Genomic DNA, 15,579 nt, shown 5'->3' with positions numbered 1-15,579 from the left:
GGAACTTTAGCCCTACATGCTGCCCTAGTAACATGCGCCAACCCAACCTACTGGCGTGGCTAAAATTGTGGATTAGATTTGACCATTGAATCGGGCGCACGCCATGCGCCCCTACAATTCTAATCCACCAAATAAGGTGTGTCACGCCACTACGAACTGTTAAAATAGTGGAAGAGATTTTATCAACAACTCTAATCATCAAATGACTCAGTTACCCCGCCAAACTGACCCCCCACTTCCCCCTTGGCAAACCCTACCAACCATGTATGATTTACCTAGCGAAAATCCGGAGGAACCTGGTTTGCCTGATGAGTTCCATTTTTTGCAACCCTTATTACTATATTTGACGTTTTTACCAACAAATTGGTATCCAGATAGAGTGTTCAGTGCTTGTGATTTAAATCTCTATTATGACCCTACTCATCCAAACTGGTATAAACGTCCTGATTGGTTCGGAGTTGTCGGTGTACCAAGGCTTTATCAGGAACGCGATATGCGTTTGAGTTATGTGTGTTGGCAAGAACGGGTGAATCCGTTTATCGTGGTGGAGTTATTGTCTCCAGGTACGGAAGATGAAGATTTGGGTCAAAGGGAAAACGAATTAAGACACCCGCCGACAAAGTGGCGAGTTTATGAAGAGATTCTGCGGATTCCTTACTATGTTATTTTTAGTCGCTATACTAATGAATGGCAAGCCTTTCATTTAGTTGGCGGTCATTATGAGTCTGTAGATTTGACTCAAGGCTGTTTACCGATACCGGAGTTAGGATTAAGTTTAGGCGTATGGCAAGGTAATTTTCGCGGGTTTAACCGACTGTGGCTACGGTGGATGACACTGGAGGGGAATTGGATTTCTTTACCCACGGAAGAAACAGAGGTGGCGAGACAAGAAACGGAAGCCGCCAGACAAGAAACGGAAGCCGTCAGACAAGAAACAGAAATGGCGAAACAGGAAGCTGAAACAGCTAAACGACGGGTTCAAGAATTAGCCGCACGATTACGAGAGTTAGGTATTGATCCCGATGATTTGGAAAATAGCGAATAGTTCCGATTATTTAACTGTAAATGATTTTTGGTCGAGTGCGCGATCGCCTACTCTCATCCGCACTTGCCAATCCCCCATGGTTGCAGTAGAACCCAAGGTGTGACGACAATAGGTAGACCAAACCTCTCGGTCTATTTTATTGGTTTGATAGCGATTCTGATGGACAATTTGACCAGTGGGGTCAATCCAATCACACTGTAAGGAAAGCCTTTGTCCCACAGGGGCGTCTTGTAAGGTAACCCGGTAGACTATCTCTTGGCGATTAAAATCCGATATCGGTTCACACGTCTGCTGATTCGGGGTAATGCAACTTCCAGAAGCAGACACTGCCGCGATCGCACGGTGACGATTTACAATGAATACCGTAGACGCCGCGATCGCACCCACTATCGCCACCCCTACGCCTATCCCAATCCAGCGATTCCGTTTTTGTTGAACCGCTAACGCTTGACGACGGCGTAGTTGTACTAGCGCTTCATCCAGCAACTCTGGCGGTAAATTCAATTCCTGCAAAATCTGCTGAACTTGTTGGCGGTCAAATTCAACCTCGTGGCGTCTGGCTAATTGATCCACCTCAGCAACGAGTTGGGTTAACTGATCTTGAGTAAGTCGTTCATCAGTCACAATTAATTACTTCTAAACCAGAAGCTTGAGACTATCTACTTTCTCTTTAACATAAAACTTCTTTTGTGTCAAGGTAAACGTGACGAAAAGTTCCCTCCCCTTGATCAGGCTCATAAGGGTAGGTTTTTTATTGGGGTTGAGGTAAGACTTAGAAGACAGGTAGACCAGTAGACAAGGAAGAGTGAGAACGAAAATAGGGCGTTTCGGCTTTTAGAAGTGAGTTTGACCGAACCTAATTTTGTACGGTTTTTCCCCCTTGTCTTCTTTCCATCCTTGTCCTCCTTGTCTTGTCCCCACCCTAAAATAAAAAACCTACACCTGTCAGGGGTTAGGGAGGGGTCTGTCTCAAGGTATTTCTTTCTTGAGAGTCTATCACTCATTAAAAACACTAAAAATTTTCACGCAATCTTGTAAATTATTCTTAGCAAAATCAGGTGCTTTATCCCAGCTAATCGCCTGAAACTCATTCAGTTTTATCGGATTCATATCTTCAAATGACCATTGGACATCCTCTGCCTCCATAGAAGGTTCACGATAAGCAATTTTCACGTTTTTCACCATATTTTTATTGGCAACGCCTTTAAAACAACGACTATGCTCAGTTTGCCAAAAATACTCCTGACCAATAAGCCTATCAGCCGTTTTGATAAAAACTAAATATCGACTACCCGGACGGTCAAACTCTGCTGATTCGCCATAAAAATAATTGCCATCGGGTAAATTTTTAATCGTCGGTTTACGGTTATCAACGCCAGGTGGTTTGGGTAAAGGGGGTGGAACTGCTTTAGACGCCTGTGGAGTAGGCGAAGGTAGCTGAACCTCGGCGGGGACAGAGGGTGTATTGGGGACTCCTTCAGGAGTTGGTAAAACCACTATTTCTGGGGGTGGGGATGAAATCGTGGGCGTGGGAAGGGGTGAAGATGTCGGTGTTTCTGTGGGAAGGGGTGAGACATTCGGAGTAATCAGGGGAAAGGAAAAATCGGCGGGTGTTTCGGATACGGGGGGTGAGGGACTCTGGGCGTTTTCAGGGGATTTAGAGGACTTACAGCCAAACAGCCCCAGTCCCACAAGGGTGAGAATCACCAACCACTGAATCCTGGGGATACGCCGCCAGTCAGCGTTTTGGGTGTCAGGATCACAGTCCTGGATATATACCTGACCCGCTTTCGAGTCGATTTTGGTCGTCAACTGCCTAGAATTTGTCATAGTAAAAACTAGGAAAGAATTATAGGCGATCGCACCACCATTCGTCGTCGGCGATACCAGCGCCACCGCCTTTGTTACTGTAATCGAAAATTATGCGCGAACTCTATCCCCCCATCGAACCCTACACCCAAGGAACGTTACAGGTAAGTAACCTCCACCGGATTTACTATGAGGAGTCAGGGAATCCAGAAGGCAAACCCGTAGTCGTGTTACACGGTGGACCTGGAGGAGGTAGTCAACCCTTTTACCGCCAATATTTTAACCCAAATCAATGGCGAATTGTCGTGTTTGACCAACGCGGGAGTGGTAAAAGTACGCCTCATGCTCAACTGCAAGAGAATACCACCTGGGATTTAGTCGGCGATATAGAGAAACTGCGGCTACATTTGGGGATTGAACAGTGGGTCGTATTTGGCGGAAGTTGGGGGAGTACCCTGTCCCTCGCTTACAGTCAAACCCATCCCGAACGCTGTCGCGGATTGATTCTGCGGGGAATCTTTATGCTGCGACAAAAGGAACTGCGTTGGTTTTATCAGGAGGGGGCTAGCTATATTTTTCCCGATGCTTGGGAACATTACATTAAACCCATTCCAGAGGCGGAACGGGATGATTTTATTATGGCGTATTATCAGCGTTTAACCAGTCCTGATCCCCAAGTTCGTCAAGCCGCAGCGCGGGCTTGGTCAGTTTGGGAGGCGAGTACCAGTAAACTGTTGCAAGACCCCAACTTGATGCAAAAGTTTAGCAAGAGCGATTTTGCCGAGGCGTTTGCCAGAATCGAGTGTCATTATTTTATCAATAAAGGCTTTTTTGAATCCGAGGATCAGTTGCTGCAAAATGTTGACCGGATTCGTCATATTCCTGGGGTAATTGTCCAGGGACGGTATGATGTAGTTTGCCCAATGATATCGACGTGGGAGTTACATCAGGTTTGGTCGGAAGCCGAGTTGATTGTGGTTCCAGATGCGGGACATGCGATGACAGAACCAGGGATTCGCAGTGCATTACTTGAAGCGACAGACAAGTTTGCCAATTTGGAATAGTCGGAAAAAAATAGGGTCGTAGTAGGCAGTTTAGTGCCAATAGTCAGTAGTCAGTAGTCAGTAGTCAGTAGGGTGGGTTAGGCGGTATTTGATTAAGCAAGTAACCATTAAATGCACAGTCCGCCGTAACCCACCAATACGGTGACAGAAGCAGTTGAATAAACATCTCAGCAGCAGCGGGATTGATTTTTCGTAAGGCGGTGACAATATCAGCAACCATATCCCCTGTGGGATCGATTTGTTCGTGATACCAGCGCCCCAGATGAGAACGCGGCGTTTCCATCGCCACAGCCAATCGATTTTGACTGATATCGTAGGTTTCCAGAAGGAATTGAAGTATAAATTAGCAGCAGAGTTTGTCAATTGCTAGGGAGATTGGCAACCGTCATAGTGAGGGAACTGCCTTGGCAAATTTGGCAGGCGCTTTTTGTAAACTTGAGCAGTATTCAGAGGCATTATACTCTTCCCAGAAAGCATTAGAAATTTTTCAGAATATTGACGAGCGTTATTCTGAGGCTATTGTCTGCAAAAATTTAGCAGAAATCCATCATGAATTAGGTAATTTAAATCGAGCTATTGACTTTTGCAATCAAGCGTTAGCACTTACAACAGAGTTAGGTATCCCCCTAGCCAAAGACTGTCAGGAGTTGAAGGCTAAATTAGCAGTAGCTGAGGTAGAACAGTATCCTCTGCTAGGTGGCTGGGAAGATGAATCGGAAGCCGTTGATGAGATAATGGTAGAAATCATGAATGATCGTGCAGCACACCCATTGAATCAAAAGCTTGGACAAGGCATTACTTGACACAGACATCCTTTCAGAAAGTCTTAAGCGACGCAATCAGTCTGTCGTAGATCGGGCTATTCGCTATCTATAGTGTTTACATTTGAGATGTGAAACTCACGATAGTGGAAAAAGGGAAAAGGGAATAGGCAATAGGCAATAGCAGGAGAGAGATACGTCTGTTTTTAGATAACTGGCGAACCTGAATAACCTGTTAGAGTATCAGTATTGCAGAAATTGCCCGTCGAGAGGGTGGGACAATTGTATCGTTTTTGCTGTTATCAGCAATCAGCATTAGGTTTGATGATCCAGTGGAACGGTGATAGACCGAACCAGACTATCTGATTAGAATAGGAAAATGGTAGCGTTAAAGAATCGCAAGCGTAAGCACCACTCCAAATCATGTTACCTCAACCTAAAAAGCGCTGGACGCCTGAACACTGGGCAACCTGGAAACCCTTCGGTATCGGCGAACAATACCCGAATAATTACTGGGAAGTGTTTCGCGCCATCTTCTTAAACCGGGATCAACTTCCCTACGCCTGGGATATCCTCAACCAAGGCGTCTGCGACGGTTGTGCGTTAGGCACCACGGGGATGAAAGACTGGACATTAGACGGCATTCATGTTTGCAATGTCCGGTTGCGACTACTGCGGATGAATACCATGCCCGCCTTTGACCCCCAACTTCTGGCAGATATATCCCAGTTGCAGGGCAAAAAAAGTGCTGAACTGCGACAGATGGGGCGACTTCCTTACCCGATGATGCGTCAACGGGGAGAGACAGGATTTCATCGGGTGAGTTGGGAAGAAGCCCTCGATATTATCGCCAATCGCATTCGCACCACGACACCCGATAAACTCGGCTTTTATCTCACCAGTCGCGGCACCGTTAATGAAACCTATTATGCTGCCCAAAAAGCGGTGCGGGCAATGGGAACCAATAATATTGATAATGCGGCGCGAATTTGTCATTCTCCGAGTACGGCGGGATTGAAAAACGCCTTAGGAGTAGCGGCGACAACCTGTTCCTATAAAGACTGGATTGGGACAGATTTATTAGTCTTCATTGGGTCGAATGTGGCAAATAACCAACCCGTCACGGTGAAGTATCTCCACTGGGCAAAAAAGGCGGGAACCAAAATAGTCGTAATTAATACCTACCGGGAACCTGGGATGGAACGCTATTGGGTGCCGTCGATTCCCGAAAGTGCTTTATTTGGCACAAAATTCGCCGAAGACTTTTTCCTGGTGAATATGGGCGGGGATATGGCGTTTATTAATGGTACACTGAAACATTTAATCGCCAATGATTGGATTGATCACTCGTTTATTAACACCTATACGCGCAACTTTGAGGACTTAAAAGCCAGCCTAGACTGCCAATCCTGGGAGGAACTCGAAGGGATATCTGGCGCATCTCGTGATCAGATGTATGAATTTGCCCAGATGGTAGCTGAGGCGAACAAGGCTGTCTTCGTCTGGAGTATGGGAATTACCCAGCATGAATGTGGCGAAGATAACGTGCGATCGCTAATTAATCTAGCACTAACCAAAGGCTTTGTCGGCAGAGAGGGCTGTGGCTTGATGCCAATTCGCGGACATTCTGGAGTACAAGGGGGTGCGGAGATGGGATGCTACGCCACGGTACTCCCTGGAGGGAAGCCGATTACCTCAGAACATGCGGCACAGTTGAGTGAAAAATGGGGATTTGAGGTGCCAACGTCGCCAGGATTAACCGCATCAGAAATGATTCAAGCGGCTTATGCGGAAGACTTAGATGTCCTCTTTTCCGTGGGGGGAAATTTCCTGGAAGTTCTCCCCGAACCCGATTATGTGGAAACAGGATTAAAGCGCGTTCCCCTGCGGGTGCATCAGGATATTATTTGTTCTAGCCAAATGTTAGTTGATCCGGCGGATACGGTAATTCTACTCCCCGCCACCACTCGGTATGAAGTGCCAGGAGGCGTAACCGAAACCACGACAGAACGACGAGTGATTTTCAGTCCCGAAGTTCAGGGAAATCGCATTGGCGAAGCGCGTCCCGAATGGGAAGTTTTTATCGAATTGGCACGGAGAGTTCGTCCAGATTTAGCCGCAGAAAATCAGGGAAATTCGCCGTTAAAGTTCAACGGAACCGCCGCGATTCGCCAAGAAATTGCCCAAATCATTCCTCAATATGCGGGGATTCAACATCTCAAAGAAGCGGGAGATCAGTTTCAATATGGCGGTTCTCATCTGTGTTTTGGTTGGACTTTTCCCACACCCGATGGGAAGGCGCGGTTTACTCCGTTATCCCCGCCACAACGAGATTTACCAGAGGGATGTTTCTTAGTCGCCACTCGACGCGGGAAGCAGTTTAATAGTATGGTGCAGGAAAAGAAAGATGCGATTACAGGTGCAGTACGGGAGGCGGTGTTAATGAGTGCGGTGGATGCTTCGGCGTTAGGATTAAAAGATGGGGATGCTGTGATTCTCAAAAATGAGGTGGGAGAGTTGAAGGCACGAGTGTGTACGGCACCCGTGAAACCCGGGAACCTGCAAGTGCATTGGCCCGAAGGGAATATACTTTTAGATAAGAATAAGCGATCGCCTGAAGTGGCGATTCCTGATTATAATGCCTTGGTGCAGTTAGAAAAAGATGAAAATGGCGATGGGGAGTAAGACGAAAACCAGGGTTTGGGTGGTGGAGAAGGGGAATGTGCGATCGCGCCAAGATCAGGTGGCGACGGAAGAACCCTTGGAGATTCGCCTCGTTTCTCCCCCGCAAACCGTAGCCGTTACCATGCGAACACCAGGGGCAGATTTTGAACTGGCGGCGGGGTTTTTGTACTCTGAAGGAGTGGTTCGCGATCGCGATGATATTCAGCAAATCAGTTATTGTGTTGATCCGGATGTCGATGGGGAACAACGTTATAACATTGTCAATGTAAAACTTCGACCCGGATTATCGGTTAATTTACAACCCTTAGAACGCCACTTTTTTACCACCAGCGCCTGTGGCGTTTGTGGCAAAGCCAGTCTAGAAGCCCTACATTTACGGGGATGTCCAATTATCTCAGCCGGATTAACCGTTAGTCCAGATATTATTTATAGTTTACCCGAACAATTACACACCGCCCAGCGTGTTTTCTCAAGTACCGGAGGATTACACGCCGCCGCCTTATTCGACACCCAAGGAACATTACTCTCAGTACGAGAAGATGTGGGACGCCACAACGCCTTGGATAAATTAATTGGCGCTGCTTTTTTGAGTAATCAATTACCTTTAACCAACCCAATTGTTCTGGTGAGTGGACGTTCTAGCTTTGAGATAGTACAGAAATGTCTAACCGCCAGTGTCCCGATTGTTTGTGCGGTATCTGCACCCAGCAGTTTAGCCGTTGCCTTAGCCAGGGAGTTTGGCATCACCTTAGTCGGATTTTTGCGCGGAAAACGATTTAATATTTATACAGGAAAGGAACGGATAGATTTTGAGGAGAAGTAAATCGGTTAGCCCCAAAAATATACAACCGATTTTTGGGTAGGCTTGAGAATAAAACTCTTGTATGCCAACTATTTATAGCAATCGCCATAGCGGTTAGGATGCATCATCTTATGGTAGAGACGTTACATGCAACGTCTCTACAACATTTCATTTGTCCTAATCGATGTGTCTACTTGGTATCAGCCAGTCAGCTTTAGCTGACTTAAGCTTTTAGCCCGGAGTTTGAACTCCGGGCGTCGGGCGTCAGACTAATTTAGAATGGTGAAAGATCCCAGTCTAACTTAAGCGGAATGATACTGACTTAAGGTTGGTGGGCAATGCCCACCCTACTAGGCTGGCAAGCTTAAAGTTGTGGGTAAAATTTTTCTGGATCGCTACTCTCATAAGGGTTCCTTGAAAATACTTGACCACTGTTTTAAGCTTGCCACGCTACTACGGTATATCAAAGGTTTCGGTGATTCCCTAATGCTTATTTCAGTACCATTCAACTTAAGCGGCTGGTTCAAGCTGAACTTTAACCACTTTGTTCTTTTCTTGTTCCGTCTTAGGCAACGTCAGATTTAAGATACCATCTTTGTACTCAGCTTTCACATTCGTATGCTGAATTCGGGCGGGTAACGGAATGAGTCGCTCAAATCTGCCGTAACGGAATTCACTCTTGGTTTCACCCTTATCTTCGCTTTTCTGTTCCGACTTGCGTTCGCCACTGATGGAAACAGCGTCTTCGGTGACTTGTACATCGATATCTTTAGCTTCCATTCCGGGAATTTCTAGCTTCAGATGAATAGCTTCTGGAGTTTCTTGCATCTCCGCTAGCGGAACCGTTGACATGTATTCCTGCTTTTGCTCAGAACGGGGTGCTAAAGCATCCTCAAATAAGCGAGTGATTTGGTGTTGCAGCGATTCAGTTTCACGCCGAGGATTCCAATAAACAAGTGCCATAGTTTTATCTCTCCGAGAATAGGTTGTTTTGGGAAGTGATGGAGCATTACCATCTATCCCTTGATTCCCATAGTAGGCAAACAAACAACACTGCCAATTCGGTTTTAACGACTGATTTACTAATGATTACCGTCCTCAAGTATTTAACTAATCATAGAGTACGGTTTACTCTACTAAATGGGTGCAGTAAACCCATTGCCTCTTACTTTCTGCCTTTACCATCCTTACTGTCACTCCCCCGAATATCTGAGTCCAGACCGTTCTACAAAGCACGATATAAGCGTAGCCAAAGGATCAATTGTAGGGGCGGGTTTAGCCATTTAATTTTGGTACTTATCGATAACCTTTCAACAAAACCCGCCCTTCATCATAGAACTTTGGCAGATTTGGAAACGTTTACTGGAGTTGTTTAATTGCCGCATTAGCGTGTAATCTGACACTCATTTGCGGATCATTCTGGAGTTGTACTAAAGTTTCCATGGCGTCAGCGACTCCTAATTGTCCCCAACTGTAGGCTAACGCCTGTTTAATGGCGGTTGTTTCAACACTGGGATGTCCCGACTCAAAGAAATCTAGCAAGATTTTAGCGGCTTGGTATTTCAAATTCGGGGTTTCAATCCGCCCAAAAACGCGCACGATTTCTAATATAGAGTCTTCGGCTATGGTGGATAAGGCTTGGTGTAAATACTCTAATGTTGTCGCCGTTTCTATCCGCGCCAATACCTGAATAACCGTGATTTGTAGGGGAACAGGAGTCAGAGGCGATCGCAAAACTGGAAATAACGCCTCGGCTGCTTCATCTGTACCGATTCTACCGATCGCGATCGCGGCTTGCTGACAAACGTCTAAATTCAAATCATACAGCAGGGGGTGCAGATAGGGTAATGTCTCGAAATCTGTCTGTGAGGAGGCGCTTAAGCCTAACCCGATCACCGCTTCTTTACGCACAGACGCGGCATAATCCTTTAATGCCACCAAGAAAACGGGTACAATGCGATCATCATGGAAACTGCTCAGGGCAGCAATGGCGGTGACGCGCACCTGCACATCTGGATCATGGACGACGCTTAATAAGGGATTAATCACCTCTGCACAATGCATTTGAGCTAAGGCGCGAGTGGCGAAAAGACGAGATTCCGGTTTCACCAACAAATCAGTCAACGCCTCAACCGCAGCATGTCCGATCGCGGCTAATGCACTCGATGCGATCGCCCTTAACTCTTCATCTTCACTGTAATCCAGTAATTTCACCAATGTCCGAATCACCTCAGGCGTATTAAATCCCCCCAAAATCCGCCCCGCAAACCACCGTTGCTCTAAATCCGCTTCCTCATCTTCCAGAATCTCGATCAACGGTGCCACAATTCTCTGGCCCCATTGTGGCAAAACCTTGGCAATATCCCAACGCGCCTGAAAATCTCCCTGTTCCAAAACCGTTAACGCCATCGCCAATCCGAGAGGCAATTCCTTGGTTTCTGGATTGGCATGATTTCGGCTGCGCTCATCCAACGGTAATTGCTGTAAACATTGAGTGACTGACAACCAATCCCTCTGCTCTGTGGCAACTGTGGCTTGTTTAAGAAGTTTGTCCATTGTTTGATCACTTGCATCCTTACCCAGACTGAATGGTGTGCCACTTCAGCCTCACTCTTCCTATCGTTTCATAGAATCGATGATTTATAAACATTTAATTCACAAATTGCATTTATATGATGCAGTTTGTTCAAATTCAACTTAAAAGCGTATCCAAATATACAATTTACCACTTGAACCTTGCTTACCTTACTGAAATTAAGAGGGGTAATTTTAGACAACCGAAAACCGTAAAAATCCATCAAAATAGCGCTATGACTACAACAAAAGACGTATCCAAAAAAATAAATAAAGTGGAAAAAGCCAAAGCCGAGAAAGATGGGCTAGATATTAAACATGAACTGGAAAGCTTAATCGAAGTTGGCTGGGAAAACGTTGATAAAACCGACTTAGAACTCCGCCTCAAGTGGTTGGGTGTCTTTTTCCGTCCAGTGACTCCCGGCAAATTTATGTTGCGCTTACGCACACCCAATGGTTATCTGGACAGTGAGAAAATGCGGGTTCTCGCCAGTATTGTGCAGCGTTATGGTGATGATGGTAGCGCCGATATTACTACTCGCCAAAATATTCAACTGCGAGGCGTCCGTTTAGAAGATATTCCCGAAATTTTCCGTCAACTGCAATCCATTAATATGACCAGTGTGCAGACGGGAATGGATAATGTGCGGAATTTAACTGGATCACCCGTCGCTGGAATTGATGCAGACGAAATTATTGACACCCGTGACATGGTGCAAAAATTGCAGGACATGATTACCAATAACGGGGAAGGCAATTATGCATTTACGAATCTTCCACGTAAATTCAATATTGCCATTGAAGGAGGACGAGATAACTCCATTCACGCCGAAATTAATGATATTGCCTTTGTCCCTGCTTATCGGGATGAAGAATTAGGCTTTAATGTTTTAGTCGGCGGTTATTTATCAGCCCAGCGTTGTGTGGAAGCGATTCCCTTAAATGCATGGGTTCCAGCAAATGAAGAAGATGTGATTAACTTGAGTGGTGCGATTCTCACCGTTTATACTCAGAATGGATTAAAAGAAGGATTGCGAAAAAGCCGCCAAAAAGCCCGGATGATGTGGTTAATTGATAAATGGGGCGTAGAAAAATTCCGGGCGGAAGTCGAAAAAACATTCGGGAAAGAACTCCTCCCGGCTGCGCCTGAGGATGAGATTACCCAAGAGAAAAAAGATTACATTGGGGTTTATCCGCAAAAGCAACCCGGATACAGTTATGTTGGCTTACTGGTTCCCGTGGGGCGCTTGTCAGCCGACACCATGTTTGAGTTAGCCCGATTAGCTGATGTTTATGGCAATGGTGAAATTCGCTTAACCGTTGAACAAAATTTAATTATTCCCTACATTGCCAATGACAAAATCGAAGCGTTTCTGAGTGAACCGTTACTCCAGCAGTTTCCGATTAATCCGGCGACGCTTACCCGTTCCTTGGTATCTTGTACCGGGAATCGCTATTGCAATTTTGCCATCATAGAAACCAAACAACGGGCATTAAAATTAGCACAAGAACTGGATCAAGAATTAGATATTCCCGAACGAGTGCGGATACATTGGACAGGATGTCCCAACTCCTGTGGACAACCTCAAGTTGCCGATATTGGGTTAATGGGTACGAAAGTTCGTAAAGATGGCAAGCCTGTCGAAGGGGTGAATCTTTATACCGGAGGAAAAGTGGGCAAAGATGCTCAACTCGGAGACGTATTGGAAAAAGGAATTGCCTGCGATGACCTAAAACCGATTCTACGGAATCTATTAATTGAAAACTTTGATGCTAAGGTTAAGGATGGAGTTGTTATAGAACCGGAACCGGAAACTCAGGAGGATACTCAACCTTCATCTGAGACAGAAACTAACGACGATCAAGCTCAAACAAAGCTATTTTTCGCGGAATCGTGGAAACAGGTTGACGCTAATTCTCAGGACTTTATCCTGGATATGGCTGAAAGCCAAGGCATTGAAATCGACAATAGTTGTCGTGCTGGTACTTGCGGGACTTGTGCTAAAAAGGTATTAAAAGGTCAAGTGAAGTATGACGAAGAGTATAGTGCCTTGGACGATTTAGAGGAGGGCATGGTTTTGACCTGTTGTGCTGTGCCGGAAGGACAAGTGGTGATTGATGCTTAAGGCGTTTGTCTTATGTCATTGGTTTGTCCAATAATTCGGACATTGGATTGGGGCGGGTTTAGTGAAATTCGGGTGAAGTCAAAAAAGATAGTCGTGAAACCCGCCCCTACATTCGGATCACCCTGTTTCACCCTTCATCCTTGTTTCGCTCTGTCTCCGATTGACTAAATAAGTCAACCCAATTATTTTATTTTTTCGCCCAAAAATTGATAAGGATTGGTATAATGATTTGAGTCTCCTGAATACAACTTAAAATACATAACGCCTGAGCCTAACCACAAGACCAAAAAGATTAACGTCATTAGGGAACCCCAGGAAAAAAACTTGGGTTTCCGGCGGGTGGTTAATAATTTGTGGGGTAATGGTGAAAGTTCTAATGGTGTACGACGTGGGGGCGTATTTAGGGCAACTTCGGTGCCTTGGACAGTAATTAATTTCAGCTTATGTAACTCTGTAAGCGCGGCGTAAACTTCGCTCAAGCTAACTGAATGTTCTAGAAATTCGGCTGTCCAAGCCTGAAAGTCATGCCAGTTAAAATTTACTTTCTGATTGGTTCTAGTATGAAACCGAATCCAGTGATAGAGTAAACTCTCGCAGGGGGAAAGCTTAGTCTTGATCATTACCAAAACTCCAAATTTTCTATACGTTTGAGCATTGTATGGAGGTGATAGTTCAGTCAGAAAGGGTGTCCCCTTCTCTAAAAGCGGCTACAGCACTAACAGATATTCTCCATGTTCCGGAATCCAAGTCAGCCATTCATGATCCGAGACTTGGGAAAGTATCAACGCCTCATAGTGGGCAAATGGATTGGGGAGTTCCTCTAGTCTCAGCCACATTCCCGGTTGCAGATAGCGAAAAATTGCACTAGCCGAGAGGTTGGCTGGAGGGGGTTGCGGTTGTGGGCTTGTCATAGCTGTGACGTGTGATTCTCAATTCTCTTCTTGTATCAGAATATACGAAAATTAAAATCTGTATCAAATAATACATAAAAATTAATTGTAGATTTGTTAACTAATCTTCACAGCGTTCACTCAATGGCGAAGTCGTTGCATCTTTGTTCAGGAATCACGAACGGTTCTCTGTCAATCTGCTATCGTCCTAAACCGTTATCGTCATAGTCCCATCGTCCTATTTTTCATCCCCCATTATGAGTATTATTTTCAGAGAACTGTTAAAGAAAGTGGGCAGCGGTAGCCATACTCACAAAGATTTAACTCGTGAAGAAGCCGCCAACGCCACAGAAATGATCTTGAATGAAGACGCGACTCCGGCTCAAATTGGGGCGTTTTTAATTGCCCATCGCATTAAGCGCCCCACGAGTGAGGAACTTGCGGGAATGTTGGATGCGTATGATCAATTAGGTTGCACAGTACCCCGATTATCTGGTGATCCGATAGTCACGGTAATGGGAACACCCTACGACGGGCGATCGCGTACCGCCCCAGTTACTCTATTAACAGCGCTGATGCTGGCGGCTTTAGGGGTTCCTGTCATTCAACATGGCGGCGACTGTATGGCAACAAAATATGGCATTCCCCTGGTAGAAATTTGGCAAGGATTGGGCATTGATTTTACCCGATTGAGTCTTACCCAAGTTCATCAGAGTTTAGAAACAACTCGCTTTGGGTTTATCTACACCCCTAACCATTTTCCGGCGACTCAAGGTTTGGTGAATTATCGGGATCAGATTGGCAAGCGTCCCCCCTTTGCCACGGTTGAATTAATCTGGCTTCCTTATGCGGGGAATGTACATCTCGTGGCTGGGTTTGTCCATCCGCCAACGGAAGAATTTATGCAGGGAACATTAGGATTACGAGGCGTCAACAATTACACCTTAATTAAGGGGTTAGAGGGAAGTTGCGATTTACCCCGTGAACGGACGGCGATTATTTCGACACATAAACCTGGAGATAGCGAACCCTATCAACGCCTGAAACTTCACCCTAGGGATTATGGTTTTGAAGGGAAGGAGGTTCCTCTAGAGTCCAAGGAACAATTATTGGCACAAATTAAAGATGTTTTAGCCGGAAAATCTTCAGAATTTCAAAAATCCGTGATTTGGAATGGTGGGTTTTATCTCTGGCGTTGTGGGGTTTGTCCTACGTTTGAGGATGGATTAAGCAAAGCGGAGTCTTTGTTAACTACAGGCGCACTTCAGCAGCAGTTGGCTGAGATTGAGTCTACTGTAAGTAGGGGGTGAAAGAGGGAACGGGGAATGGGGAATAAATTAATAGTTTTAGAATTGCACCGTAGGGGTACGGTATTTCTCGTTAGTGTCAAGTTAAGCTCACAACTCTACCCACCCGACTAGCGATCAACGTTTAGATCCCCCTAAATCCCCCTTAAAAAGGGGGACTTTGAATACTATCAAATCCGGTTGATTGTATAGCAATCGCCAGGGTCATTAAGGCATAAAATTAATGCCGTGTATTTTTTTGAGGCAAGTTTAGTATCCTAACCTTTGTGGCGGTTGCTATACACAGATGCTGTTACTTGAAAAGGTATGTTTTAGCCGTTTTTAGTGATATTTTTTAACCAGATTTGATCTAATTTCTTGTCCCCCCCTTTTTAAGGGCTGACAGGTGTAGGTTTTTTATTTTATGGTTGGGACAAGACAAGGAGGGCAAGGGGGACAAGAGGACAAGGGAGGAAAACCGTACAGAATCTTGTTCGGTCAAGCTAACTTCTAAAAGCCGAAACGCCCTATTTTTCG

The 15,579-nt window shown here is 45.5% G+C and carries 14 protein-coding genes; 7 read left to right on the top strand and 7 right to left on the bottom strand.

Going from position 1 to position 15,579, the window contains the following annotated elements:
* The first annotated feature begins 202 nt into the window (after positions 1-202).
* Positions 203-1,045: a Uma2 family endonuclease gene (locus RIE73_RS16840; protein ID WP_446402274.1), complete on the top strand. Its 843-nt coding sequence runs from the start codon at positions 203-205 to the stop codon at positions 1,043-1,045.
* Positions 1,046-1,051: 6 nt separating this feature from the next.
* Here RIE73_RS16840 and RIE73_RS16835 read toward each other — a convergent pair whose 3' ends face one another.
* Positions 1,052-1,669, bottom strand: coding sequence for a DUF3859 domain-containing protein (locus RIE73_RS16835; RefSeq protein WP_446402273.1), 618 nt, complete (start codon positions 1,667-1,669; stop codon positions 1,052-1,054).
* A 372-nt stretch (positions 1,670-2,041) separates the two neighbouring features.
* The gene (locus RIE73_RS16830) at positions 2,042-2,941 is read right to left on the bottom strand and encodes a hypothetical protein (RefSeq protein WP_446402272.1); all 900 of its coding nucleotides are present in this window, start codon (positions 2,939-2,941) and stop codon (positions 2,042-2,044) included.
* Positions 2,942-2,967: 26 nt separating this feature from the next.
* Between RIE73_RS16830 and pip the strand changes: the two genes are divergently transcribed.
* Positions 2,968-3,918 carry a prolyl aminopeptidase gene (gene pip, locus RIE73_RS16825; RefSeq protein WP_446402271.1) on the top strand — a complete coding sequence of 317 codons (951 nt, stop codon included), beginning with the start codon at positions 2,968-2,970 and terminating at the stop codon, positions 3,916-3,918.
* 64 nt (positions 3,919-3,982) lie between these two features.
* Here pip and RIE73_RS16820 read toward each other — a convergent pair whose 3' ends face one another.
* Positions 3,983-4,213, bottom strand: coding sequence for a hypothetical protein (locus tag RIE73_RS16820; RefSeq protein WP_446402270.1), 231 nt, complete (start codon positions 4,211-4,213; stop codon positions 3,983-3,985).
* A gap of 109 nt (positions 4,214-4,322) precedes the next feature.
* Here RIE73_RS16820 and RIE73_RS16815 point away from each other — a divergent pair, with 109 nt between their 5' ends.
* The 3 genes from RIE73_RS16815 (at position 4,323) to fdhD (ending at position 8,187) form a co-directional block, all read left to right on the top strand.
* Positions 4,323-4,721 carry a tetratricopeptide repeat protein gene (locus RIE73_RS16815; RefSeq protein WP_446402269.1) on the top strand — a complete coding sequence of 133 codons (399 nt, stop codon included), beginning with the start codon at positions 4,323-4,325 and terminating at the stop codon, positions 4,719-4,721.
* A gap of 381 nt (positions 4,722-5,102) precedes the next feature.
* Entirely contained in the window at positions 5,103-7,364 is a 2,262-nt protein-coding gene (locus tag RIE73_RS16810) for an FdhF/YdeP family oxidoreductase (protein ID WP_446402268.1), read from the top strand.
* Positions 7,342-8,187, top strand: coding sequence for a formate dehydrogenase accessory sulfurtransferase FdhD (gene fdhD, locus RIE73_RS16805; RefSeq protein ID WP_446402267.1), 846 nt, complete (start codon positions 7,342-7,344; stop codon positions 8,185-8,187). Before RIE73_RS16810 ends, fdhD begins: the two co-directional genes overlap by 23 nt.
* 489 nt (positions 8,188-8,676) lie before the next feature.
* On the opposite strand, the gene RIE73_RS16800 is transcribed toward fdhD, so the two are convergent.
* Together RIE73_RS16800 and RIE73_RS16795 are read right to left on the bottom strand one after the other, a co-directional pair.
* Entirely contained in the window at positions 8,677-9,129 is a 453-nt protein-coding gene (locus RIE73_RS16800; protein WP_446402266.1) for an Hsp20/alpha crystallin family protein, read from the bottom strand.
* A gap of 396 nt (positions 9,130-9,525) precedes the next feature.
* Positions 9,526-10,722: a HEAT repeat domain-containing protein gene (locus RIE73_RS16795; RefSeq protein ID WP_446402265.1), complete on the bottom strand. Its 1,197-nt coding sequence runs from the start codon at positions 10,720-10,722 to the stop codon at positions 9,526-9,528.
* 254 nt (positions 10,723-10,976) lie between these two features.
* Here RIE73_RS16795 and RIE73_RS16790 point away from each other — a divergent pair, with 254 nt between their 5' ends.
* The gene (locus RIE73_RS16790; protein ID WP_446402264.1) at positions 10,977-12,866 is read left to right on the top strand and encodes a ferredoxin--nitrite reductase; all 1,890 of its coding nucleotides are present in this window, start codon (positions 10,977-10,979) and stop codon (positions 12,864-12,866) included.
* Between the two features lie 182 nt (positions 12,867-13,048).
* On the opposite strand, the gene RIE73_RS16785 is transcribed toward RIE73_RS16790, so the two are convergent.
* A complete protein-coding gene (locus RIE73_RS16785) occupies positions 13,049-13,486 on the bottom strand; it encodes a hypothetical protein (RefSeq protein WP_446402263.1) in 438 nt (145 codons plus the stop codon).
* Positions 13,487-13,573: 87 nt separating this feature from the next.
* Entirely contained in the window at positions 13,574-13,777 is a 204-nt protein-coding gene (locus tag RIE73_RS16780) for a hypothetical protein (protein WP_446402262.1), read from the bottom strand.
* 236 nt (positions 13,778-14,013) lie between these two features.
* Here RIE73_RS16780 and RIE73_RS16775 point away from each other — a divergent pair, with 236 nt between their 5' ends.
* Positions 14,014-15,066 (top strand): anthranilate phosphoribosyltransferase family protein, encoded by a 1,053-nt coding sequence (locus RIE73_RS16775; protein WP_446402261.1) that lies wholly within the window; start codon positions 14,014-14,016, stop codon positions 15,064-15,066.
* The last annotated feature ends 513 nt before the right edge of the window (positions 15,067-15,579 follow it).

The sequence above is a fragment of the Coleofasciculus sp. C1-SOL-03 genome, from assembly GCF_040220555.1.
GTDB lineage: Bacteria > Cyanobacteriota > Cyanobacteriia > Cyanobacteriales > Coleofasciculaceae > Coleofasciculus.
Note: the sequence above shows the minus strand (reverse complement) of the source record. Positions and strands in the feature narration are given on the sequence as shown.